The 15,545-nt window shown below is 59.6% G+C and carries 16 protein-coding genes; 13 read left to right on the top strand and 3 right to left on the bottom strand.

The window, feature by feature from the left end; genetic code table 11:
• Nucleotides 1–37: 37 nt before the first annotated feature.
• Nucleotides 38–595, bottom strand: coding sequence for a hypothetical protein (locus ACSQ26_RS23315; RefSeq protein WP_436013131.1), 558 nt, complete (start codon nucleotides 593–595; stop codon nucleotides 38–40).
• Nucleotides 595–1,992, bottom strand: a complete 1,398-nt coding sequence (locus tag ACSQ26_RS23310; RefSeq protein WP_436013129.1) for a leucyl aminopeptidase family protein — start codon at nucleotides 1,990–1,992, stop codon at nucleotides 595–597. The genes ACSQ26_RS23315 and ACSQ26_RS23310 overlap by 1 nt, the downstream gene beginning before the upstream one ends.
• A 139-nt stretch (nucleotides 1,993–2,131) precedes the next feature.
• Between ACSQ26_RS23310 and ACSQ26_RS23305 the strand changes: the two genes are divergently transcribed.
• From ACSQ26_RS23305 to ACSQ26_RS23280, 6 genes are all read left to right on the top strand, one after another.
• Nucleotides 2,132–2,944, top strand: a complete 813-nt coding sequence (locus tag ACSQ26_RS23305; RefSeq protein WP_436013127.1) for a tetratricopeptide repeat protein — start codon at nucleotides 2,132–2,134, stop codon at nucleotides 2,942–2,944.
• A 195-nt stretch (nucleotides 2,945–3,139) separates the two neighbouring features.
• Nucleotides 3,140–4,609 (top strand): arginine-ornithine antiporter, encoded by a 1,470-nt coding sequence (gene arcD, locus ACSQ26_RS23300; RefSeq protein WP_436013125.1) that lies wholly within the window; start codon nucleotides 3,140–3,142, stop codon nucleotides 4,607–4,609.
• A gap of 120 nt (nucleotides 4,610–4,729) precedes the next feature.
• Nucleotides 4,730–5,110 (top strand): DUF2200 domain-containing protein, encoded by a 381-nt coding sequence (locus ACSQ26_RS23295; protein WP_436015435.1) that lies wholly within the window; start codon nucleotides 4,730–4,732, stop codon nucleotides 5,108–5,110.
• Nucleotides 5,111–5,322: 212 nt separating this feature from the next.
• Nucleotides 5,323–5,730: a nuclear transport factor 2 family protein gene (locus tag ACSQ26_RS23290; RefSeq protein ID WP_436013123.1), complete on the top strand. Its 408-nt coding sequence runs from the start codon at nucleotides 5,323–5,325 to the stop codon at nucleotides 5,728–5,730.
• Between the two features lie 133 nt (nucleotides 5,731–5,863).
• A complete protein-coding gene (locus tag ACSQ26_RS23285) occupies nucleotides 5,864–6,532 on the top strand; it encodes a L,D-transpeptidase (protein ID WP_436013121.1) in 669 nt (222 codons plus the stop codon).
• Between the two features lie 14 nt (nucleotides 6,533–6,546).
• Entirely contained in the window at nucleotides 6,547–7,083 is a 537-nt protein-coding gene (locus ACSQ26_RS23280) for an OmpA family protein (protein ID WP_436013119.1), read from the top strand.
• Nucleotides 7,084–7,097: 14 nt separating this feature from the next.
• On the opposite strand, the gene ACSQ26_RS23275 is transcribed toward ACSQ26_RS23280, so the two are convergent.
• The gene (locus ACSQ26_RS23275; RefSeq protein WP_436013117.1) at nucleotides 7,098–7,469 is read right to left on the bottom strand and encodes a cupin domain-containing protein; all 372 of its coding nucleotides are present in this window, start codon (nucleotides 7,467–7,469) and stop codon (nucleotides 7,098–7,100) included.
• A 145-nt stretch (nucleotides 7,470–7,614) separates the two neighbouring features.
• Between ACSQ26_RS23275 and ACSQ26_RS23270 the strand changes: the two genes are divergently transcribed.
• The 7 genes from ACSQ26_RS23270 (at nucleotide 7,615) to ACSQ26_RS23240 (ending at nucleotide 15,359) form a co-directional block, all read left to right on the top strand.
• Nucleotides 7,615–8,904 (top strand): flavin monoamine oxidase family protein, encoded by a 1,290-nt coding sequence (locus ACSQ26_RS23270; RefSeq protein ID WP_436013115.1) that lies wholly within the window; start codon nucleotides 7,615–7,617, stop codon nucleotides 8,902–8,904.
• A 298-nt stretch (nucleotides 8,905–9,202) separates the two neighbouring features.
• Nucleotides 9,203–10,147, top strand: a complete 945-nt coding sequence (locus ACSQ26_RS23265; RefSeq protein ID WP_436005541.1) for an IS110 family transposase — start codon at nucleotides 9,203–9,205, stop codon at nucleotides 10,145–10,147.
• 310 nt (nucleotides 10,148–10,457) lie between these two features.
• Nucleotides 10,458–11,711, top strand: coding sequence for a class I SAM-dependent methyltransferase (locus tag ACSQ26_RS23260; protein ID WP_436013113.1), 1,254 nt, complete (start codon nucleotides 10,458–10,460; stop codon nucleotides 11,709–11,711).
• Nucleotides 11,712–11,813: 102 nt separating this feature from the next.
• On the top strand, nucleotides 11,814–12,443 hold the full coding sequence (locus tag ACSQ26_RS23255; RefSeq protein WP_436013111.1) for a hypothetical protein: 630 nt from the start codon (nucleotides 11,814–11,816) through the stop codon (nucleotides 12,441–12,443).
• A complete protein-coding gene (locus ACSQ26_RS23250) occupies nucleotides 12,424–13,077 on the top strand; it encodes a hypothetical protein (protein WP_436013109.1) in 654 nt (217 codons plus the stop codon). The genes ACSQ26_RS23255 and ACSQ26_RS23250 overlap by 20 nt, the downstream gene beginning before the upstream one ends.
• A gap of 118 nt (nucleotides 13,078–13,195) precedes the next feature.
• Nucleotides 13,196–14,317, top strand: a complete 1,122-nt coding sequence (locus tag ACSQ26_RS23245; RefSeq protein ID WP_436013107.1) for an FRG domain-containing protein — start codon at nucleotides 13,196–13,198, stop codon at nucleotides 14,315–14,317.
• Nucleotides 14,318–14,894: 577 nt separating this feature from the next.
• Nucleotides 14,895–15,359 carry a hypothetical protein gene (locus tag ACSQ26_RS23240; protein ID WP_436013105.1) on the top strand — a complete coding sequence of 155 codons (465 nt, stop codon included), beginning with the start codon at nucleotides 14,895–14,897 and terminating at the stop codon, nucleotides 15,357–15,359.
• Nucleotides 15,360–15,545: the final 186 nt, after the last annotated feature.

Below are 15,545 nucleotides of genomic sequence, written 5' to 3'. Positions count from 1 at the left end.
AATGGCGAGCCGGTGCAATGGGAGTCCGCATCCGTGGTTAATCGCACCTGGCTCCAGGCCCCTGGATCTTGGAAAGCCGATACTCCGCCTCTTCCCTCAATGGAGCGATTTCCGAATTCACACAATCGCGAATGACAGCAATAGCATCCGGTGTTCCGATAGCACTCAGCGCCCAAAGGCATTTCTTGTAATAGGAGCCATAGTCGTCATGTGCGAGATGCTCAAGCCTGGGCTTAAGATCGATGGCCGTTCTTAGAAAGGGTATCGCACGCGCATCTTCGGCGTCCTGGAGCAGACGAATGATGTCTTCCTGGGAGATGTGCCAGTCTTCGGTAACAAGCTGGCACGACAAATCAAAATACACGGACAGGGGCACATCAAATAAGAGAGCCAGCCCGAGTGCTGCTTCGACAACGTCGGAACTCTTGGCGGTTATCGCCGCACCCAGTTGATCGCGCACAGCAGAGGAAATGTCATTGAGGTCAAGCGGCAACGTGTCGGGCGAAATCTGTGGAGCCGGCCGCTTCTCGGGAAGACCGATGGCGCGCGAATGTATGTACACGAAAACCTTGGCAAGTTCGTCGTCCGTCCACATCACCCCCGCGCGCTTCTATTCTCCAGCATATGGAATATCGCCCTTATCGCCTGCGCTTCGCCGCCCACCGGGGCATGCGGCCGCTCTGATGGCGTCCAGCCGAAAATGTCGAAATGCGCCCAGCTCTCGGTCTTCTTCACGAAGCGCTTGAGGAAGAGCGCGGCCGTGATCGCACCGGCCATGCCCCCCGAGGGCGCGTTGGTCAGGTCGGCGATCTTGGCGTTGATGTCCTTCTCGTAGCCCTTGTGGAGCGGCAGGCGCCACATCGGATCGTCCACTTCGAGGCTTGCATCGGTCAGCTGGCCGGCGAGGTTCTCGTCGTCGGTGAAGAACGGCGGCAGGTCCGGACCGAGTGCAACCCTTGCGGCCCCGGTCAGCGTCGCCATGTCGATCATCAGCTCCGGTTCGTCCTCGTCGGCCAGCGCCAGGGCATCGGCCAGGATCAGCCGTCCCTCTGCGTCGGTATTGTCGATCTGCACGGTCAGCCCCGCACGGCTCCGGTAGATATCGCCCGGCCGGAAGGCATTGCCGGAAATCGAGTTCTCGACAACCGGCACCAGCACGGTCAGGTCGATCTTGAGCTTGGCATCCATGATCATCAGCGCCAGGCCCATGACGTTCGCCGCACCACCCATGTCCTTCTTCATCAGCAGCATCGAGGCGGACGGCTTGATGTCGAGCCCGCCGGTGTCGAAGCAGACGCCCTTGCCGACCAGCGTCACCTTGCGATGGCCCTTCTTGCCCCAGCGCAGCTTGAGCAGCCGCGGCGCCTGTTCGGACGCGCGGCCGACGGCATGGATCAGCGGAAAGTTCTGTTGCAGCAGATCGTCGCCCCGCACCACGGAAACGTCGGCCTTGTAATGCGCCGCAAGCTCGCGGAACGCGGCCTCCATCGCATCCGGCCCCATGTCGTTGGTCGGCACGTTGATCAGGTCGCGGGCGAGGAACACGCCGGCCAGCAGCCGCTTGACGCGCGCCGCATCGGCATCGGCCGGAAGCATCAGCGTCGGCTGTTCGCTGCCGTCGGCCTTGTATTTGTCGAACCGGTAGCTGCCCAGCCCAAAGCCCAGCAGCAGCCGGTTGGCGGTCAGCGGCGCGGTCTCGATATGCCAGTCGCCGGCCGGCAGCAGCCGCGCCAGCTTGCCGGTGATATAGGGCGTGTCCGACGGGTTCTTGCCGAGCCCGAACAGCGCGCCGCCGAGAAGTCCGGTATCGGATGGCACCAGCAGCAGCGAACCGGCGTCGCCCTTCCAGCCTGCCTTCTTGGCCCATTCCAGCGCCACCGGATCGACCATTTCGGTCTCGATATGGGCCGGTGTCACGGCAAAGACCGGCAGCGTCTTGCCACCCTTGGTGTTGAAGGGCGAGGTACGCTCGATGAACTGATAGGGGGCCATGGCAAGTCCTTGGAAGGGCGCGTTGGGAAGGGCGCGTTAACGCTCTGTTAGGGTTAACAGATTATTGCTTGAGCGAGGATTGCGGCAGCATTGGGCACGAGCTTTGCCAGCCGCGCCAGATTTCGCAAGGGGTTCGGCGATGACATATCATACGGGGCGGAAAGCGCCATTCAGGCAGGCGATGGTCGGGCTGGGTTTCCTGGCGCTGGCGCTCACCGCTTCTTGCGCCACCAACCGCGGCGATACGACCGGCTCGATCCCGAATTCCCGCAAGCCCGTCGACCAGATGAGTGCTGCGGAGATCGCCGGCGCCACCCGCAGCATCGGTGCTGCCTATGCCAGGAACCCGAAGGACCGCAATACCGGCCTGCAATATGCATCGCTGCTGCGCATGACCGGCAAGAATGACCAGGCGCTCGCCGTGATGCGGCAGGTTGCCATCCTCTATCCCAAGGATCGCGACGTGCTCGCCGCCTATGGCAAGGCACTGGCCAGCGCCGGCGATCTCGAACAGGCGCTCGGCACGATCAGCCGCGCCCAGACGCCGGATCGCCCGGATTGGAAGTTGAAATCCGCCGAAGGCGCCATCCTCGACCAGCTCGGCCGCTCCGATGCCGCGCGCCAGGCCTATCGCGATGCGCTCGACATCAAGCCGAACGAGGCCAGCGTGCTCTCCAATCTCGGCATGTCCTACCTGCTGACCCGAGACCTCAAGACCGCCGAGACCTATATGCGCTCGGCCATCTCCCAGCCCGGCGCCGACAGCCGCGTGCGCCAGAACCTCGCGCTCGTTGTCGGCCTGCAGGGCCGCTTCCAGGAAGCCGAGAACATCGCCCGCCAGGAACTGACCGCCGAACAGGCGGATGCCAACATGACTTATCTCAAGGCCATGCTGGCGCAGGAAAATTCCTGGAAAAAGCTCGCCTCGAACGACGATAACAGCACGAACTAACGCTGCGATTCGACGAACAGGCGGTATTGATTGACGCCTCGTGCGCGGATTGATACTTCTGGTTGGAGGGATTGTCTCCAGACGCGTACGGCGACGCAGTCCGGCCCACGAGCATATTTGGCTGCGAAATTCACACTTGGACAGCGCATCGCATGACGTCCGGATCGGCTTTATAGGTCAGGGGGAGAAGCGCGCATGGTAGCCGGCAACGAGAGCGTTCCCACCACGGCGGTGCAGTCCGACAAGCTCACGCTCGTACCCCTGATCGCCCTGGTCGTCGGCCCGATGGTCGGCAGCGGCATTTTCAACCTGCCTTCGGACATGTCGCGCCACGCTTCGCCGGGGGCGATCATCATCGGCTGGGTGATCACCGGTATCGGCATGCTGATGCTCGCCTTCGTCTACCAGTCCCTGGCGGTGCGAAAGCCGGAGCTCAATTCGGGCCCCTATGCGTATGCCAAGGCCGGGTTCGGCTCATATGTCGGTTTCACCAGCGCCTGGGGCTACTGGCTCAGCGCGTCGCTGGCCAATGTCGCCTTCGTGGTGGCGATCTTCTCGGCGCTGTCGTTCTTTATCCCCGCCTTCGGCAGCGGCAACAATCTGCTGTCGATCGTCGGCGCATCGATCTGCCTGGTGCTGGTGCGCCTGCTGATTCTGCGGGGTGTCAAACAGGCGGCACTGATCAATGTCGCCACCACCGCCGCCAAGTTGATACCGCTGCTGCTGTTCGTGCTGATCGCGATCGTCGCCTTCAACTGGGACAAGTTCACCTTCAATTTCTGGGGCCGGCCCAATGGTGCAGACGCCGGGCTCGGCAGCGTCGTGGACCAGGTCAAGAGCACGATGCTGGTGACGCTCTGGGTGTTCATCGGCATCGAAGGCGCCAGCGTCTGCTCGGCGCGAGCCGCCAAGCGCTCCGATGTCGGTCTCGCCACCGTCATCGGCTTCCTGGGTGCGCTGGTGCTGTATGTGCTGGTGTCGCTGCTGTCGGCCGGCTTGCTCAGCCAGCCCGAGCTCGCCGGTCTCGGGGTTCCCTCCATGGCCGGCGTCCTCGAGCCGTTGATCGGCCACTGGGGCGCGGCGGTGATCAATATCGGCCTGCTGATCTCGGTGGGTGGCGCGTTTCTGTCATGGACGGTGATCTGCGCGGAAATCCCGTTCATCTGCGGCAAGGAGGGGACTTTTCCAAGCTGGTTCGGCCGGGAGAACGCCAGCGGCGCGCCGGCCAACGCATTGCTGGCGACCAACATTCTCGTCCAGATATTCGTGCTCGTCAGCTATTTCTCGCTCAGCGCCTACCAGTTCTTTGCCTTCATTTCGTCGGTCGCCATCCTGCCGCCCTATGTCCTGTCGGGTGCCTATGCGTTGAAACTTGCGCTCAAGGGCGAAACCTACAGAACCGATGGAGCGGGCCGCAACCGTGACGCGGTCGTTGGCCTGTTGGCGACGATCTATGGCCTCTGGCTGATCTATGCCGCGGGCCTCACCTATCTGCTCTTGTGCACGATCCTTTTCGTCCCCGGCATCCTTGTCTATGCGATGGCAAGGCGCGAGCGCGGTGAAAAGACATTTGCCGGCGCCGAAGTGGTGCTGGCGGCGATCATTGTCGTGCTCGCGTTGCTGGCGGCGTGGCTGCTCTATACCGGTGAGATCGGCAGGGCCTGAGGCAAGATCGTCGGATTCTTAAGGTTGGTGTGCGCCCGAACTCAGCCGCTCGATCCATTTGTCTCAGTCCTGATTTCCGCTATTCTGGGCGAAAACATGCCTGGAACGATCGGAGGACCAATGACGAAGCATCGCATCTATTCAATAAGCCTCGCGAGCGTCTATCCCCACTATGTCGCCAAGGCGGAGAAGAAGGCGCGCACCAAGGCGGAGGTCGATGAAATCATCTGCTGGCTCACGGGCCACAGCTTGGAGAGCCTGGGCGACCGGCTGGCAGACAAGACGACTTTGGAGGATTTCTTCACGCAAGCGCCTCGCATGAACCCCTCGCGATCATTGATTACAGGTGTCATCTGCGGCATCCGCGTGGAAGAAATCGAGGAGCCTCTCATGCGAGAAATCCGCTACCTGGACAAACTGATCGACGAACTCGCGAAAGGCAAGGCGATGAGCAAAATCCTCCGAGGCTCGCCGCCCAATAGCGACGACAAAACGCAGTGAGGGCTCCGGCAGGCAAAAGTCGCGGACCCGCTAGACCAAAGATTGACCTGCTGCCATCTCTACTATAAGGTTTATTGTATACAAAGATCGCGCAAGTTATGCGTGCCGCTCCTGTCGCTTTGGCAGTGCCAATTGTGAGGTATTTTCTCTCGGAATTGCTTTCAGACCAAACAGCATTCTCTGGCTTATAGTTTACGGACAAGGGGGCGGATATGGACGAACAGGCTATCTATGCAAAACTCGACAGGGCGAGCGCACTCATGTTCGCCAAGGACATGGCCATCGTCGATGAACTCTGGAGTAACGGCTTTCGATTGGTGGGATCGGAAGTTGGCGAGATCGCAGAGACGCGTGATGAACTCGAGGGGCTGGTCGCCTATGTTTTCACTGCGCCTTTCAGACTGCGCTGGATTTGGGACAGCAAACCCGTCACCATAGAGAACGACATCGCCTGGGTCTTCGCGCAGGGTCGTGTCGAGTTCGTGTATGATCGTCATGTCCATCCGGCGGCCTACCGCCTGGCGGCGATCTTCCGCCGCGCAGGCACCGACTGGACATGGCGCCTCTACAGCGGTTCTGAACCGATGCCTCAGAGAGCTTGGCCGTCGCAGACGACATAAGGCATCCACGCCCGACCCCTTGAAAGTGCTGCAATCAGCGCCATACCAAATGGTGCCGAGCAGTTTTCTGTTGTGGCAAACGAAAAATCTGATTTACTGGAATCTCGCTCTTTGGCTTCAGGGGAGATGGCCGATGGTGTTGACGCGCAGGGAAACTTTGATTGGTGGTTTGGCGCTCCTTGGCAGCGCTGCCATCGAAAGTCCGGCACTCGCCGCGGCGTCCGATTTTGCCGGCACCGCGGTCGACAATGGCGTGACGTACCGGACGACCAATTTCGCCAGGATCGACAAGAAGTGGCGCCGCCAGGTCGTCAAATATTTCTCGAGCGAGCCCATTGGCACGGTTGTCGTCGATACCAGGCATCATTTTCTCTACCTGATCATGGAGAACAAGACGGCCATCCGCTACGGCGTCGGCGTCGGCAAGGATGGCTTCAAATGGTATGGCCGCGCCACGATCGACGCCAAGACGCTTTGGCCGAAGTGGACGCCGCCGGCGGAGATGCGCAAGCGCCATCCCGAACTGCCCGAATCCGTCGAGGGCGGCTCCTCGAAAAACCCGCTTGGCCCCCGCGCCATGTACCTGCATAACGGCGGCGTCGACACCGGCTACCGCTTCCATGGCACGATCGTGCCGTCGAGCATCGGCAAGGATGCGTCGAGCGGCTGCATCCGGATGTTCAACGAGGACGCCATCGACCTCTACCAGCGTTGCCCCATCGGCACCGCCGTGCAGGTCCTGCCGCATATTGCCGACCAGGCCCCGCCAGGCGATCAGGCCAGCCAGGCAGTGGTCGAATGAGGAATATCATCCAGATGCCGGCAACAGCAGAATACATGAAGCGCCTTGTGGCTGCGATCGCGCTGGTCGCGCTCGCCGCCTGTTCCACCACCGAAGTCGCCTCCGTGGAGGAACCTCCGGCGGTGCCGATGACCGGCCAGACCAACGATCCCGCGCCCGGCTTCGAGACGGTGTCCGCCGGCAGCCAGGAGGATTTCATCCTCAATGTCGGCCGCCGGATCTACTTCCCCCAGGATTCCGCGGCGCTCGATTCCGTCGCCAGGGCGACGCTGGATAGCCAGGCCGCCTGGCTCAACCGGCACCCGAAATGGCTCCTCAAGCTGCAGGGATTCTCCGACGATTCCGGCTCCGCGTCCAAGATGAAGACGCTGTCGCAGAAGCGCGCCGATGCCGCGATGGCCTATCTCGTCTCGAAGGGCGTCGACCCGAGCCGGATGTGGGCCAAGGGCTACGGCAACGACCGCGAAGTCCGCGATTGCAACGATCGCTCCTGCAAGGTGCAGAACCGGCGCGTCGTCTCCAACCTGCGTACCCAGCCCGAGGACAGCTAACGCGGGCGGCGCCCTCAGATCCACACGTCGTTCCGCGCCGTCAGTTCGCTTTCGAATTCGCCGGTATTCTTCACGCCGCGCGGCTCGATCAGCATCATCTTCACCTCGCGTTCGGCATAGGGCTTGTGCTCCTTGCCCTTCGGCACCACGAACATCTCGCCCGGCCCGATCGTCACCGCGCCGTCGCGGAAATCGATCCTCAGCACGCCATCGAGCACGATGAAGGTCTCGTCGGTATCGGCATGTTGATGCCACACGAAGTCGCCCTCGATCCGGACGATCTTGAACTGGTAGTCGTTCATCTCGGCCACCACGCGCGGCTGCCACTGGTCGGAAAACAGCGCGAATTTCTCGTCGAGCCGGATCGGGTCATAGGTCTTGGTCATGCGAAAACTCCTCTATCGAAGCCGCACACTATCCGTCCCGCTGCAAAACGTATTGAACGATTGTGCGCGCCGGTCCTATTGTGCGGGCTTGCGCCGGAATCGACAGTCTGATTGAACATTCATTCAGAATGCAAAGGAGTTTCGCATGTCCCGCCACGATGTCATCGTCATCGGCGCCGGCTTCTCCGGCCTCAGCGCCGCAACCGAGCTCATGGCCCAAGGCCTCGACGTGATCCTTCTCGAGGCCCGCGACCGCGTCGGCGGTCGCGTCGAGTCGAAGCTGCTCGCCGATGGCGCGCGCATCGATACCGGCGGCCAGTTCCTCTGCCGTGACATGGTGGAACTCAATGCGCTGGCGCGTGCCCATGGCAGGGCGGTGACCTGGGCCTATGTCGAGGGCGACGAGGTGTTCCAGCCGCCGATCTCGCTCACGCGCGGCTACGAAATCTGGGAGGGCGTCGAGGCATTGCGCGAACATATCATCCGCCTCGACCCCACCGACCCCGCGCTGAAAGGCCTCACCGTCAGCCAGTGGATCGCCCGCCAGCCCGGTCTCGACCAAGATGTCGCGAGCGCCTTCCTCCGCCTGATCGAGGGCCTGTGGTGCCGCTCGCCCGACGAGGTCTCCTTCGCCTGGCTCGCCTCGACGGATTCCCGCATCACCAATGAATATTCCGAGATGGAATCCTTCCTCGCCACCACCATGCACGCGCTGGCCGAGGATGTCGCGGCCACCCTCGGCACCCGCCTCAAGCTCTCGAGCCCCGTCAAAAGCATCGCGCATGGCCCCGACGGCGCCACGGTGCATACCGGCGACACAACCTACGAAGCCCGCCGCGTCATCGTCTCCGTGCCGCCCGTCATGGCGAGCCGCATCACCTACGATCCGCCGCTGCCCGCGCCTATCACGAATGCCTTCGCCGCCTGGGGAACGGGCCACTGCATCAAGATCTTCATCCGCTATGCCACCCCGTTCTGGCGCGCCCGCGGCTTCTCCGGCACCGTCATGTGGAGCGCGCCCCAGGGCCTCTATGCCTGCGACGCCAGCCGCGAGGGGAACGGGGGTCTCGCAGACCTTTTCGGCCTGGTCATGTTCATCGGCGGCAGCTTCGCCAAGTCGTGGCACGGCCGCCCGCAATCCGAGCTCGAAACCTTCATCCGCACCCAGCTCGTCACCGCCTTGGGCGAGGAGGCCGGCAACATCATCGAACTCTCCATCCGCGACTGGACCGACGACACCTGGTCCGGCGGCGCCTATTCCGACGACGTCATCGATCCCAACGCGGCCGACCCCGAAGCCCCGCTCCGCCTCGGCCACGGCCCCCTCCGCTTCGCCTCGTCCGAACTCTCCCCCAGCTACCCCGGCTATATCGAGGGCGCGATTGTCATGGGCAGATTTGCGGCGCGCGAGGCTGTTCAGGATTTGGCACGGTAGGTGCCGCTCGCTCCCGCTTCTCCCCTTGGGGAGAAGATGCCCGTAGGGCAGATGAGGGGTTCCCTCAAGTAGAGTTAAAACCCCTCATCTGCCTGCCGGCATCTTGTGTGTTGAATTTCTGGTAAAGTTGGTTTTGTCCGGTTTGTCCGCCTGATGTTGACGCACCAGGCGGACCACCGTCGGAGGGACCGTTGGCATCAGAGCCCTTTGGGCTGTGGAGAAGCTGGGTCGCCGTCGGCTGTTCACTGATCCGGATGGTTGCAGGGACGATCGGGTCCGGAGCCACAAGGAGGGATCGATGAACATATCGAAGTCTAACACATTTAGCGCCGGGGTCGATGTCGCCAAGCTCTGGCTGGACGCGGCGATCCACGGCTCGGAGGCGATGGTTCGGGTGGCCAACACGCCGGCCGGACATGGCGAGCTGATCGACTGGCTTTGTGCCCAGGGCGCCGGGCGCGTCGGACTGGAGGCCACCGGCGGTTATGAGCGCGCCATCGTCAAAGCCTTGCGCGACGCAGCGCTTGAGGTGGTCGTGCACCAGCCCATCGAGGTCAGGCTGTTTGCCCGCATCAAGCGCCTGCGGGCCAAGAATGATCGCATCGACGCCCGGCTGATCGCCTGCGCCACGGCCCAGGTCGAGAGCGTCAGAGCCGCCGCCGATCCGCGCCTTGCCGAACTGGCCGAGCGACTGACGGCCTATGAGCAAGCCAGCGAGCTTGCAACGCTGCTGAAGACCCAGATGGAGCATCTGAGCCTGCCCGACCTGATTGAGGATGCCCGCGCCCAGTTGACCATCCTGCTGGCGCGAAAGGCCAGGATTGTCGCCGACATCATGGCCCGCGTCCGGCTCTGGCCCGACCTCGCCCGGCGGCTCGCCCTGCTCAACTCCTTGCCTGGTGTCGGTTCCATCGTGGCGCTGAGCCTGCTGATCCGGATGCCCGAACTGGGCGCGATGAAGCGCGGACAGGCCGCCGCCCTGGTCGGTGTTGCGCCGTTCGACCGCGATTCCGGCGAGCGAAAGGGCCAGCGCTTCATTGCCGGAGGCCGCCGCAGGCCTCGAAAACTGCTCTACATGGCTGCTCTTGCCGCCAAACGATGCGATCCCGGCCATCGCAGCTTCGCCCAACGCCTGGCTGCCGCCGGAAAACCGCCCAAGCTCATCCTCGTCGCCATCATGCGAAAGCTCATCGAGGCCGCAAACCTCGTCATCCTGCGCGATACGCCTTGGGTTCCACAATAAAAATGACATGGTTGCTTCTCCCCCAAGGGGAGAAGAGGGAAGCTGCCGCCCCGCATGTATGAAACGTACCGTCCCATCCCTGGCGCGATAACCCCTTGCCCCTACATCCGTTTTCTCTAAAGTCCCTGCCATCGCAGGCCTAGCGCGCTTGGCCTTGCCCCTCACCCTGACCCTCTCCCCGTAAGAACGGGGCGAGGGGACGCCAGAGGCGCCAACAGTGCCGCGAGTCCCTTCTCCCCGCGAGCGGGGAGAAGATGCCGGCAGGCAGATGAGGGGCAATCTCCAGGCACGCCAGAAGCAAGGAGAACCTATGCCATCCACCACATCCATGATGATGAAAAAAATCGTCCGCAAGGGCTCGCTCCGCCTCACGCTCCCCACGGGCGCCTCCCACACCTTCGGCGATGGCTCCGAATCCACCATCGCCATCCGCATCACTGATGACGAGGCCGATCGCGCCATCGCCAATGATCCGGCGCTGAAGCTCGGCGAGATGTATATGGAAGGCCGGCTGATCATCGAGGAAGGCAATATCTTCGATTTCCTGTCGCTGCTCGCCCGCAATGGCATCCGCAAGGCGGCGACCCCGCGCATGGTGGCGCAGGGCCTTGCCCGCATCCTCGCCTTCCAGGCAAGCTCCCGCCTGCCGATCAATCGCAACCTCAGGAATGTCTCGCACCATTACGATCTCTCGGCAAAACTCTTCGATCTCTTCCTCGATGAGGACTGGCAATATTCCTGCGCCTATTTCGAGCCGCGCGAGATCAGCCTCGATCAGGCCCAGCTCGCCAAGAAGCGCCATATCGCGGCCAAGCTCCAGCTCCAGCCGGGCAATCGCGTGCTGGAGATCGGCTCGGGCTGGGGCGGGCTCGGCATGTATCTCGCCGAATCCTCCGGCGTAGATGTCACCGGCATCACGCTGTCGGAGGAGCAGCTGAAGGTCTCCCGCATCCGGGCGCAAAAGCGCGGGCTGGCGGAAAAAGTCCGCTTCGAGCTCACCGATTACCGCGATCTCAAGGGCCAGTACGATCGCATCGTCTCGGTCGGCATGTTCGAGCATGTCGGCGTCGGCAATTTCCGCAATTTCTTCCGCAAGATAGCCGAGGTGCTGGATAAGCAGGGCGTCATGGTGCTGCATTCCATCGGCCGCACGAAGCCCAACTACGCCACCAATCCCTTCATCGAGAAATATATCTTCCCCGGCGGCTACATCCCCTCGCTCGCCGAAGTCCTGCCGGCGGTCGAAAAGGCGGGCCTGCTGGTCAAGGATATCGAGATCCTGCCCATGCACTATGCCTGGACGCTGCGCGCCTGGCGCGAACGCTTCGTTGCCAAGCGCGCCGAGGCCGTCGCGCTCTACGACGAACGCTTCTTCCGCATGTGGGAATTCTACCTCGCCGCCTCAGAAGTCGCCTTCCGCCACGACCGCCTGTTCATCTTCCAGATGCAACTCGCAAGACACCAGGACATGGTGCCCTTCGACCGGAATTACATCGCGCGGCGGGAAGCGGAATTGCGGGAGTTCGAGGCGGGGAGACGGGGGCTGGAGAGGGTGGAGTTTTGAGGGGGGCACCGCCGATACTCAGTTCGGGCAAGTGAATTGAGTTGAAAATCCCAGGCAAGATCGTTAAGCTCTGCGTTGAGGGATCATGGGTCGGCAACCTACTTGAACGAACGTTGGGCGCAACTATTGTTCGCTGGAGCACCGCTAGCGCTCGGCTACTTAGCGGGTATCGCATATTTGTCGGAATACCTTAACGCTTTTGGCATTTCGATCAATGAAATAGAGCTCTCCATACCGACGGTGCTCTCCTATTCCATCAACGTATTTTCTAGTTCATATTTGATCTATCCTCTGTTCTTAATCTTCTTTGTCGCGTCATTGTTTTATTTTTTTAGACTGATAGATGGCGTTTACCCGACGATTTTGAACATATCAAAATCTCCGTGGTATTTCTCAATATTCTTGACATTTTTACTCTTCGTACTGTTTTTCTATACAAAATGGGCTGCCACTTCAGTAGCAGAAAGCAAGGCGAAGCTCGTATGGAATGTGCCATCGCAGAATGTAATTCTTCGACAAATCTCGGAGAAGGATTTTGCTTTCGGCAGACGACAACTTGAAATGCTTAAAGACTGCCTGACTTCGGCGAGGACTCGGCAAATATTCTCAACGAGCAAAAATACATTTTCGCTTTGCCGTTTTAAGAATGGAGAGGCATTGGTCTTTTCGCATGGGCCGGACGGACAAGTAATATCTATCAGGAGTATCAGCGGTGAAATCTTGGCTGACTAGTTCAATAATATTAATGCTGACCGCCAATATGGCTTTGGGACAGGCCAAGGAAGAAAATACTCAGAACACCAGCTTGGCCGCCGCCGTCAAGCGAGTTTATGCTTTCACAGACGACTTTTCCTTGGGCTATTATTTCGAGGTTGTTGACGCATCGAAGATAAAATTTCACGACTGCAAGACGCAAGAGATATCAGACATCGAAGTCGAAAAACTCAATAAGACGACAGAAACCTGCGACTCGATAGGTGGGCCACCGTCTAAAGACTTTACCGCGATTGGGGGCAGTGAATGGAGTTACGTTGCCAACGGCAGCTATTTTCTTGTGACGAGTTCGGACAACAAACAAAATCCCGCCAAGGTACCTTGTGGGCAAATTCCTGCAACTGTCTTTGCGGCAGCGGTGTCTGCCAAAAAGGACGTGCTGTCCTACGCTGTAAGTTCACCAACAAGTCTTGCGACTGTAGTCGCGGATTTGAATGTTAGTAAAGACAATGTGAGTGTTGTGTCGGCAGACCAGACAGTCACCGACGAAGACTGCAAATTTGCAGAAAGTTTTTGGACTGTGCCTCTTGGCACTGTCTTGAACTCCGCGCCAGAAGGGGCATTGGCAGTCTTTTCCACTCAGTCACAGTAGATTGTCTTCGCCGACGAAGAGGGTCGTTTTCTTCATTCCTAGGAAAACTTTGTGCCCCTCATTCCCGTGGTGTGGATGAGCTCAAGTATGATCTACTTATATAAAGGTTCGCAGAAAAATGATGGGGCAATGGAGAGGTCGGTTTAACGGCTACGCCGCTGGAGAGATCACCGTCGAAATTGATGAATTGGATCAAACCTTTTCCGGTCGCGCCTGTGTTTTTCAAGACGCGATGGAGCCTTTAGTTTTTGTTGTACAGTTTGAGACAGCTAACAAAAATCAAACTCAATCTTTCATGCAAAGCATCGATATTCAAAGGGTCGCAGACACGACGAGTGTCTCAAGGGACGAACTGATGAAGGCGTTCCCGACAGCCATCTTCCCAGAGACCGTCTTCGTGCGGCTTCGCAAAACCAGTAAATCTCTCCACCTAAATGCAGAAACGTATTCAAACGGAACCAAGGTAGGAAAGATAACCGCATCCTTGGCTTATGGAAATTCCGAAAAGAAAAGTAAGCTTAAAGCTGATAGAAAGGTAAATACGTGGGAAAAATTTAAATCTATGGTTGGAAAAATGGAATCAGATAGATTTATATTTCGTGGTCAATCAGTCTGTAAAAGATTGAGAACGTCGTTTCATAGAACAAATAGAAGAGACTTAGGAAAGTTCGTAAGTCAGGATATTCCCACTCTCCATGGGGTTGTCACGTCGAAAACCAAACATTTCTTCGATTTGACGAACAATTATCAGAACGCGGCTTTTTGGAATTTGCTTCAACATCACGGATATCCGACTCCGTTATTAGACTGGACACACTCCCCCTATGTCGCTGCCTACTTTGCTTTCAGGGAAAGAGCGTCAGCAGATGCTGATCCTCGACGAAAAATACGGATCTTTATGTTTGATAGAGCAGAATGGGAAGGAGACTATAGGCAGATTTATTCGGTTGCAAATGTTTCACCGCATTTTTCAATATTGCGTCCCATTGCTTTAGAAAATCCTCGCGCCATACCTCAGCAAGGGATTTGCTCAATAACAACTGTCGATGATGTCGAGGATTACATAGAACTTCTCGGAAAGCAGAAGTCGAAATCTTATTTACGAGTGTTTGAGTTGCCTTACAGCGAGCGTGCTGCGGTATTGTCCGAGTTACGGCTGATGGGGGTGGCTGCGGGATCGCTTTTCCCTGGGATAGACGGCGCATGCGAGGAAATGAAGCTACGAAATTTTGCCCTTTAGTGTGTCTCAACGATTGAAAGAACGCTGTGCTTGCCAATCGTAGATCCTGATTAGCAGTTAGTAGCCTGCAATAGGAAAAAATTCCTCCTCCATCTTCCCAAATCCCCAACTCCATGCCATAATCCCTCCCGTTCCGTATCGGCTACACCCTGAGGCGTCAGGGCGAGGCGGGACCGGTGACCGGCATGGAGAGACGACGTAAGTCTCCATGCGGGGCGTCCGCGAGAAGGGCCAGTCCTCTGGGGACGGCAGTCGAGAGACTGAGTTTCGCCCCGGACGTGCGCTGTAGCGCACACATATCCGCCTCCAATCGCGAAAAGATGGAGATACGGGGGCAGTGCTGGCGAGTTCGTGGATGGAGACACCGTTTGACGGGGCACGGCGACGTGTCTTAACCGGCCGCGAAAGCGGTCATATAATCCGGCACGGAGACGTGCCCCGGCCGATTTCCTTTGTCCAGACGGAGGGATCGGGACGAGAATGCATCACACCACGGACGGAACCCGCCGCGTGAATGCCCTCCCATGCCTGAAACCCCGCCCATGCCTGAAACCACCCCAAGCCTGAAAGGAGCCCCATGTCCACCTGGTCCCTCACCCCTCTCGAACGTGCCCGCCTCGCGCGCCGCACCGTTGAAATGCTGGCGATGCCGGAGCTGGTCTGCGAAAAGCGCGTGTGCCGGCGCAGTCACATTTGCGAATTCTTCGACAGCAAGAGCGGCGAGCGCTGGTGTCTGCGCCACCTCGACCCCGAAGCGCGCGCCGTCTGGGATGAACTCCACGCCATCGTCATCAAGATCGCCGATCAGGTCCATGTCAGGGAGCCCTCGCGCGACCCGCGCTTGCGCGAACTCGAAGAGGCCGCGATCGAAATCGTCAAGGCCGTCCCGTTGCATGACCCCGTGTGCCACCTGTTCGGAAACTGGCTCAAGGCCTATCGCGCGAGCGTATCGGGGCAACCGGTGGAGAAGCCCGACGGCCGCGACGCCGAGTTGATGCTCCCGGAGGGCGCGGATTTGGATGACTGGAGGAATTATCGGTGAGGACGGAGCGAGGACCCCCCTCTGCCCTGCCGGGCATCTCCCCCTCAAGGGGGGAGATTGCCTAGACGCGTTCGCCTCGCCCTACATCAGCGTCGAGTGCTGCATGCACTACGCTCAATTGAAGGCGAGCGAGTGCCCCATCCAATCTCCCCCCTTGAGGGGGAGATGGCCGGCAGGCCAGAGGGG

The sequence above is a fragment of the Rhizobium sp. LjRoot254 genome, from assembly GCF_964254105.1.
GTDB lineage: Bacteria > Pseudomonadota > Alphaproteobacteria > Rhizobiales > Rhizobiaceae > Rhizobium_E.
The sequence above is the reverse complement of the archived record's forward strand: the minus strand, read 5'-3'. Positions and strand labels throughout refer to the sequence as shown.

Coding starts and splice junctions, on each gene's coding strand:
- ACSQ26_RS23315 (WP_436013131.1), bottom strand. CDS start 595: ATGTGGACGGACGACGAACTTGCCAAGGTTTTCGTGTACATACATTCG.
- ACSQ26_RS23310 (WP_436013129.1), bottom strand. CDS start 1,992: ATGGCCCCCTATCAGTTCATCGAGCGTACCTCGCCCTTCAACACCAAG.
- ACSQ26_RS23305 (WP_436013127.1), top strand. CDS start 2,132: ATGACATATCATACGGGGCGGAAAGCGCCATTCAGGCAGGCGATGGTC.
- arcD (WP_436013125.1), top strand. CDS start 3,140: ATGGTAGCCGGCAACGAGAGCGTTCCCACCACGGCGGTGCAGTCCGAC.
- ACSQ26_RS23295 (WP_436015435.1), top strand. CDS start 4,730: ATGACGAAGCATCGCATCTATTCAATAAGCCTCGCGAGCGTCTATCCC.
- ACSQ26_RS23290 (WP_436013123.1), top strand. CDS start 5,323: ATGGACGAACAGGCTATCTATGCAAAACTCGACAGGGCGAGCGCACTC.
- ACSQ26_RS23285 (WP_436013121.1), top strand. CDS start 5,864: ATGGTGTTGACGCGCAGGGAAACTTTGATTGGTGGTTTGGCGCTCCTT.
- ACSQ26_RS23280 (WP_436013119.1), top strand. CDS start 6,547: ATGCCGGCAACAGCAGAATACATGAAGCGCCTTGTGGCTGCGATCGCG.
- ACSQ26_RS23275 (WP_436013117.1), bottom strand. CDS start 7,469: ATGACCAAGACCTATGACCCGATCCGGCTCGACGAGAAATTCGCGCTG.
- ACSQ26_RS23270 (WP_436013115.1), top strand. CDS start 7,615: ATGTCCCGCCACGATGTCATCGTCATCGGCGCCGGCTTCTCCGGCCTC.
- ACSQ26_RS23265 (WP_436005541.1), top strand. CDS start 9,203: ATGAACATATCGAAGTCTAACACATTTAGCGCCGGGGTCGATGTCGCC.
- ACSQ26_RS23260 (WP_436013113.1), top strand. CDS start 10,458: ATGCCATCCACCACATCCATGATGATGAAAAAAATCGTCCGCAAGGGC.
- ACSQ26_RS23245 (WP_436013107.1), top strand. CDS start 13,196: ATGATGGGGCAATGGAGAGGTCGGTTTAACGGCTACGCCGCTGGAGAG.
- ACSQ26_RS23240 (WP_436013105.1), top strand. CDS start 14,895: ATGTCCACCTGGTCCCTCACCCCTCTCGAACGTGCCCGCCTCGCGCGC.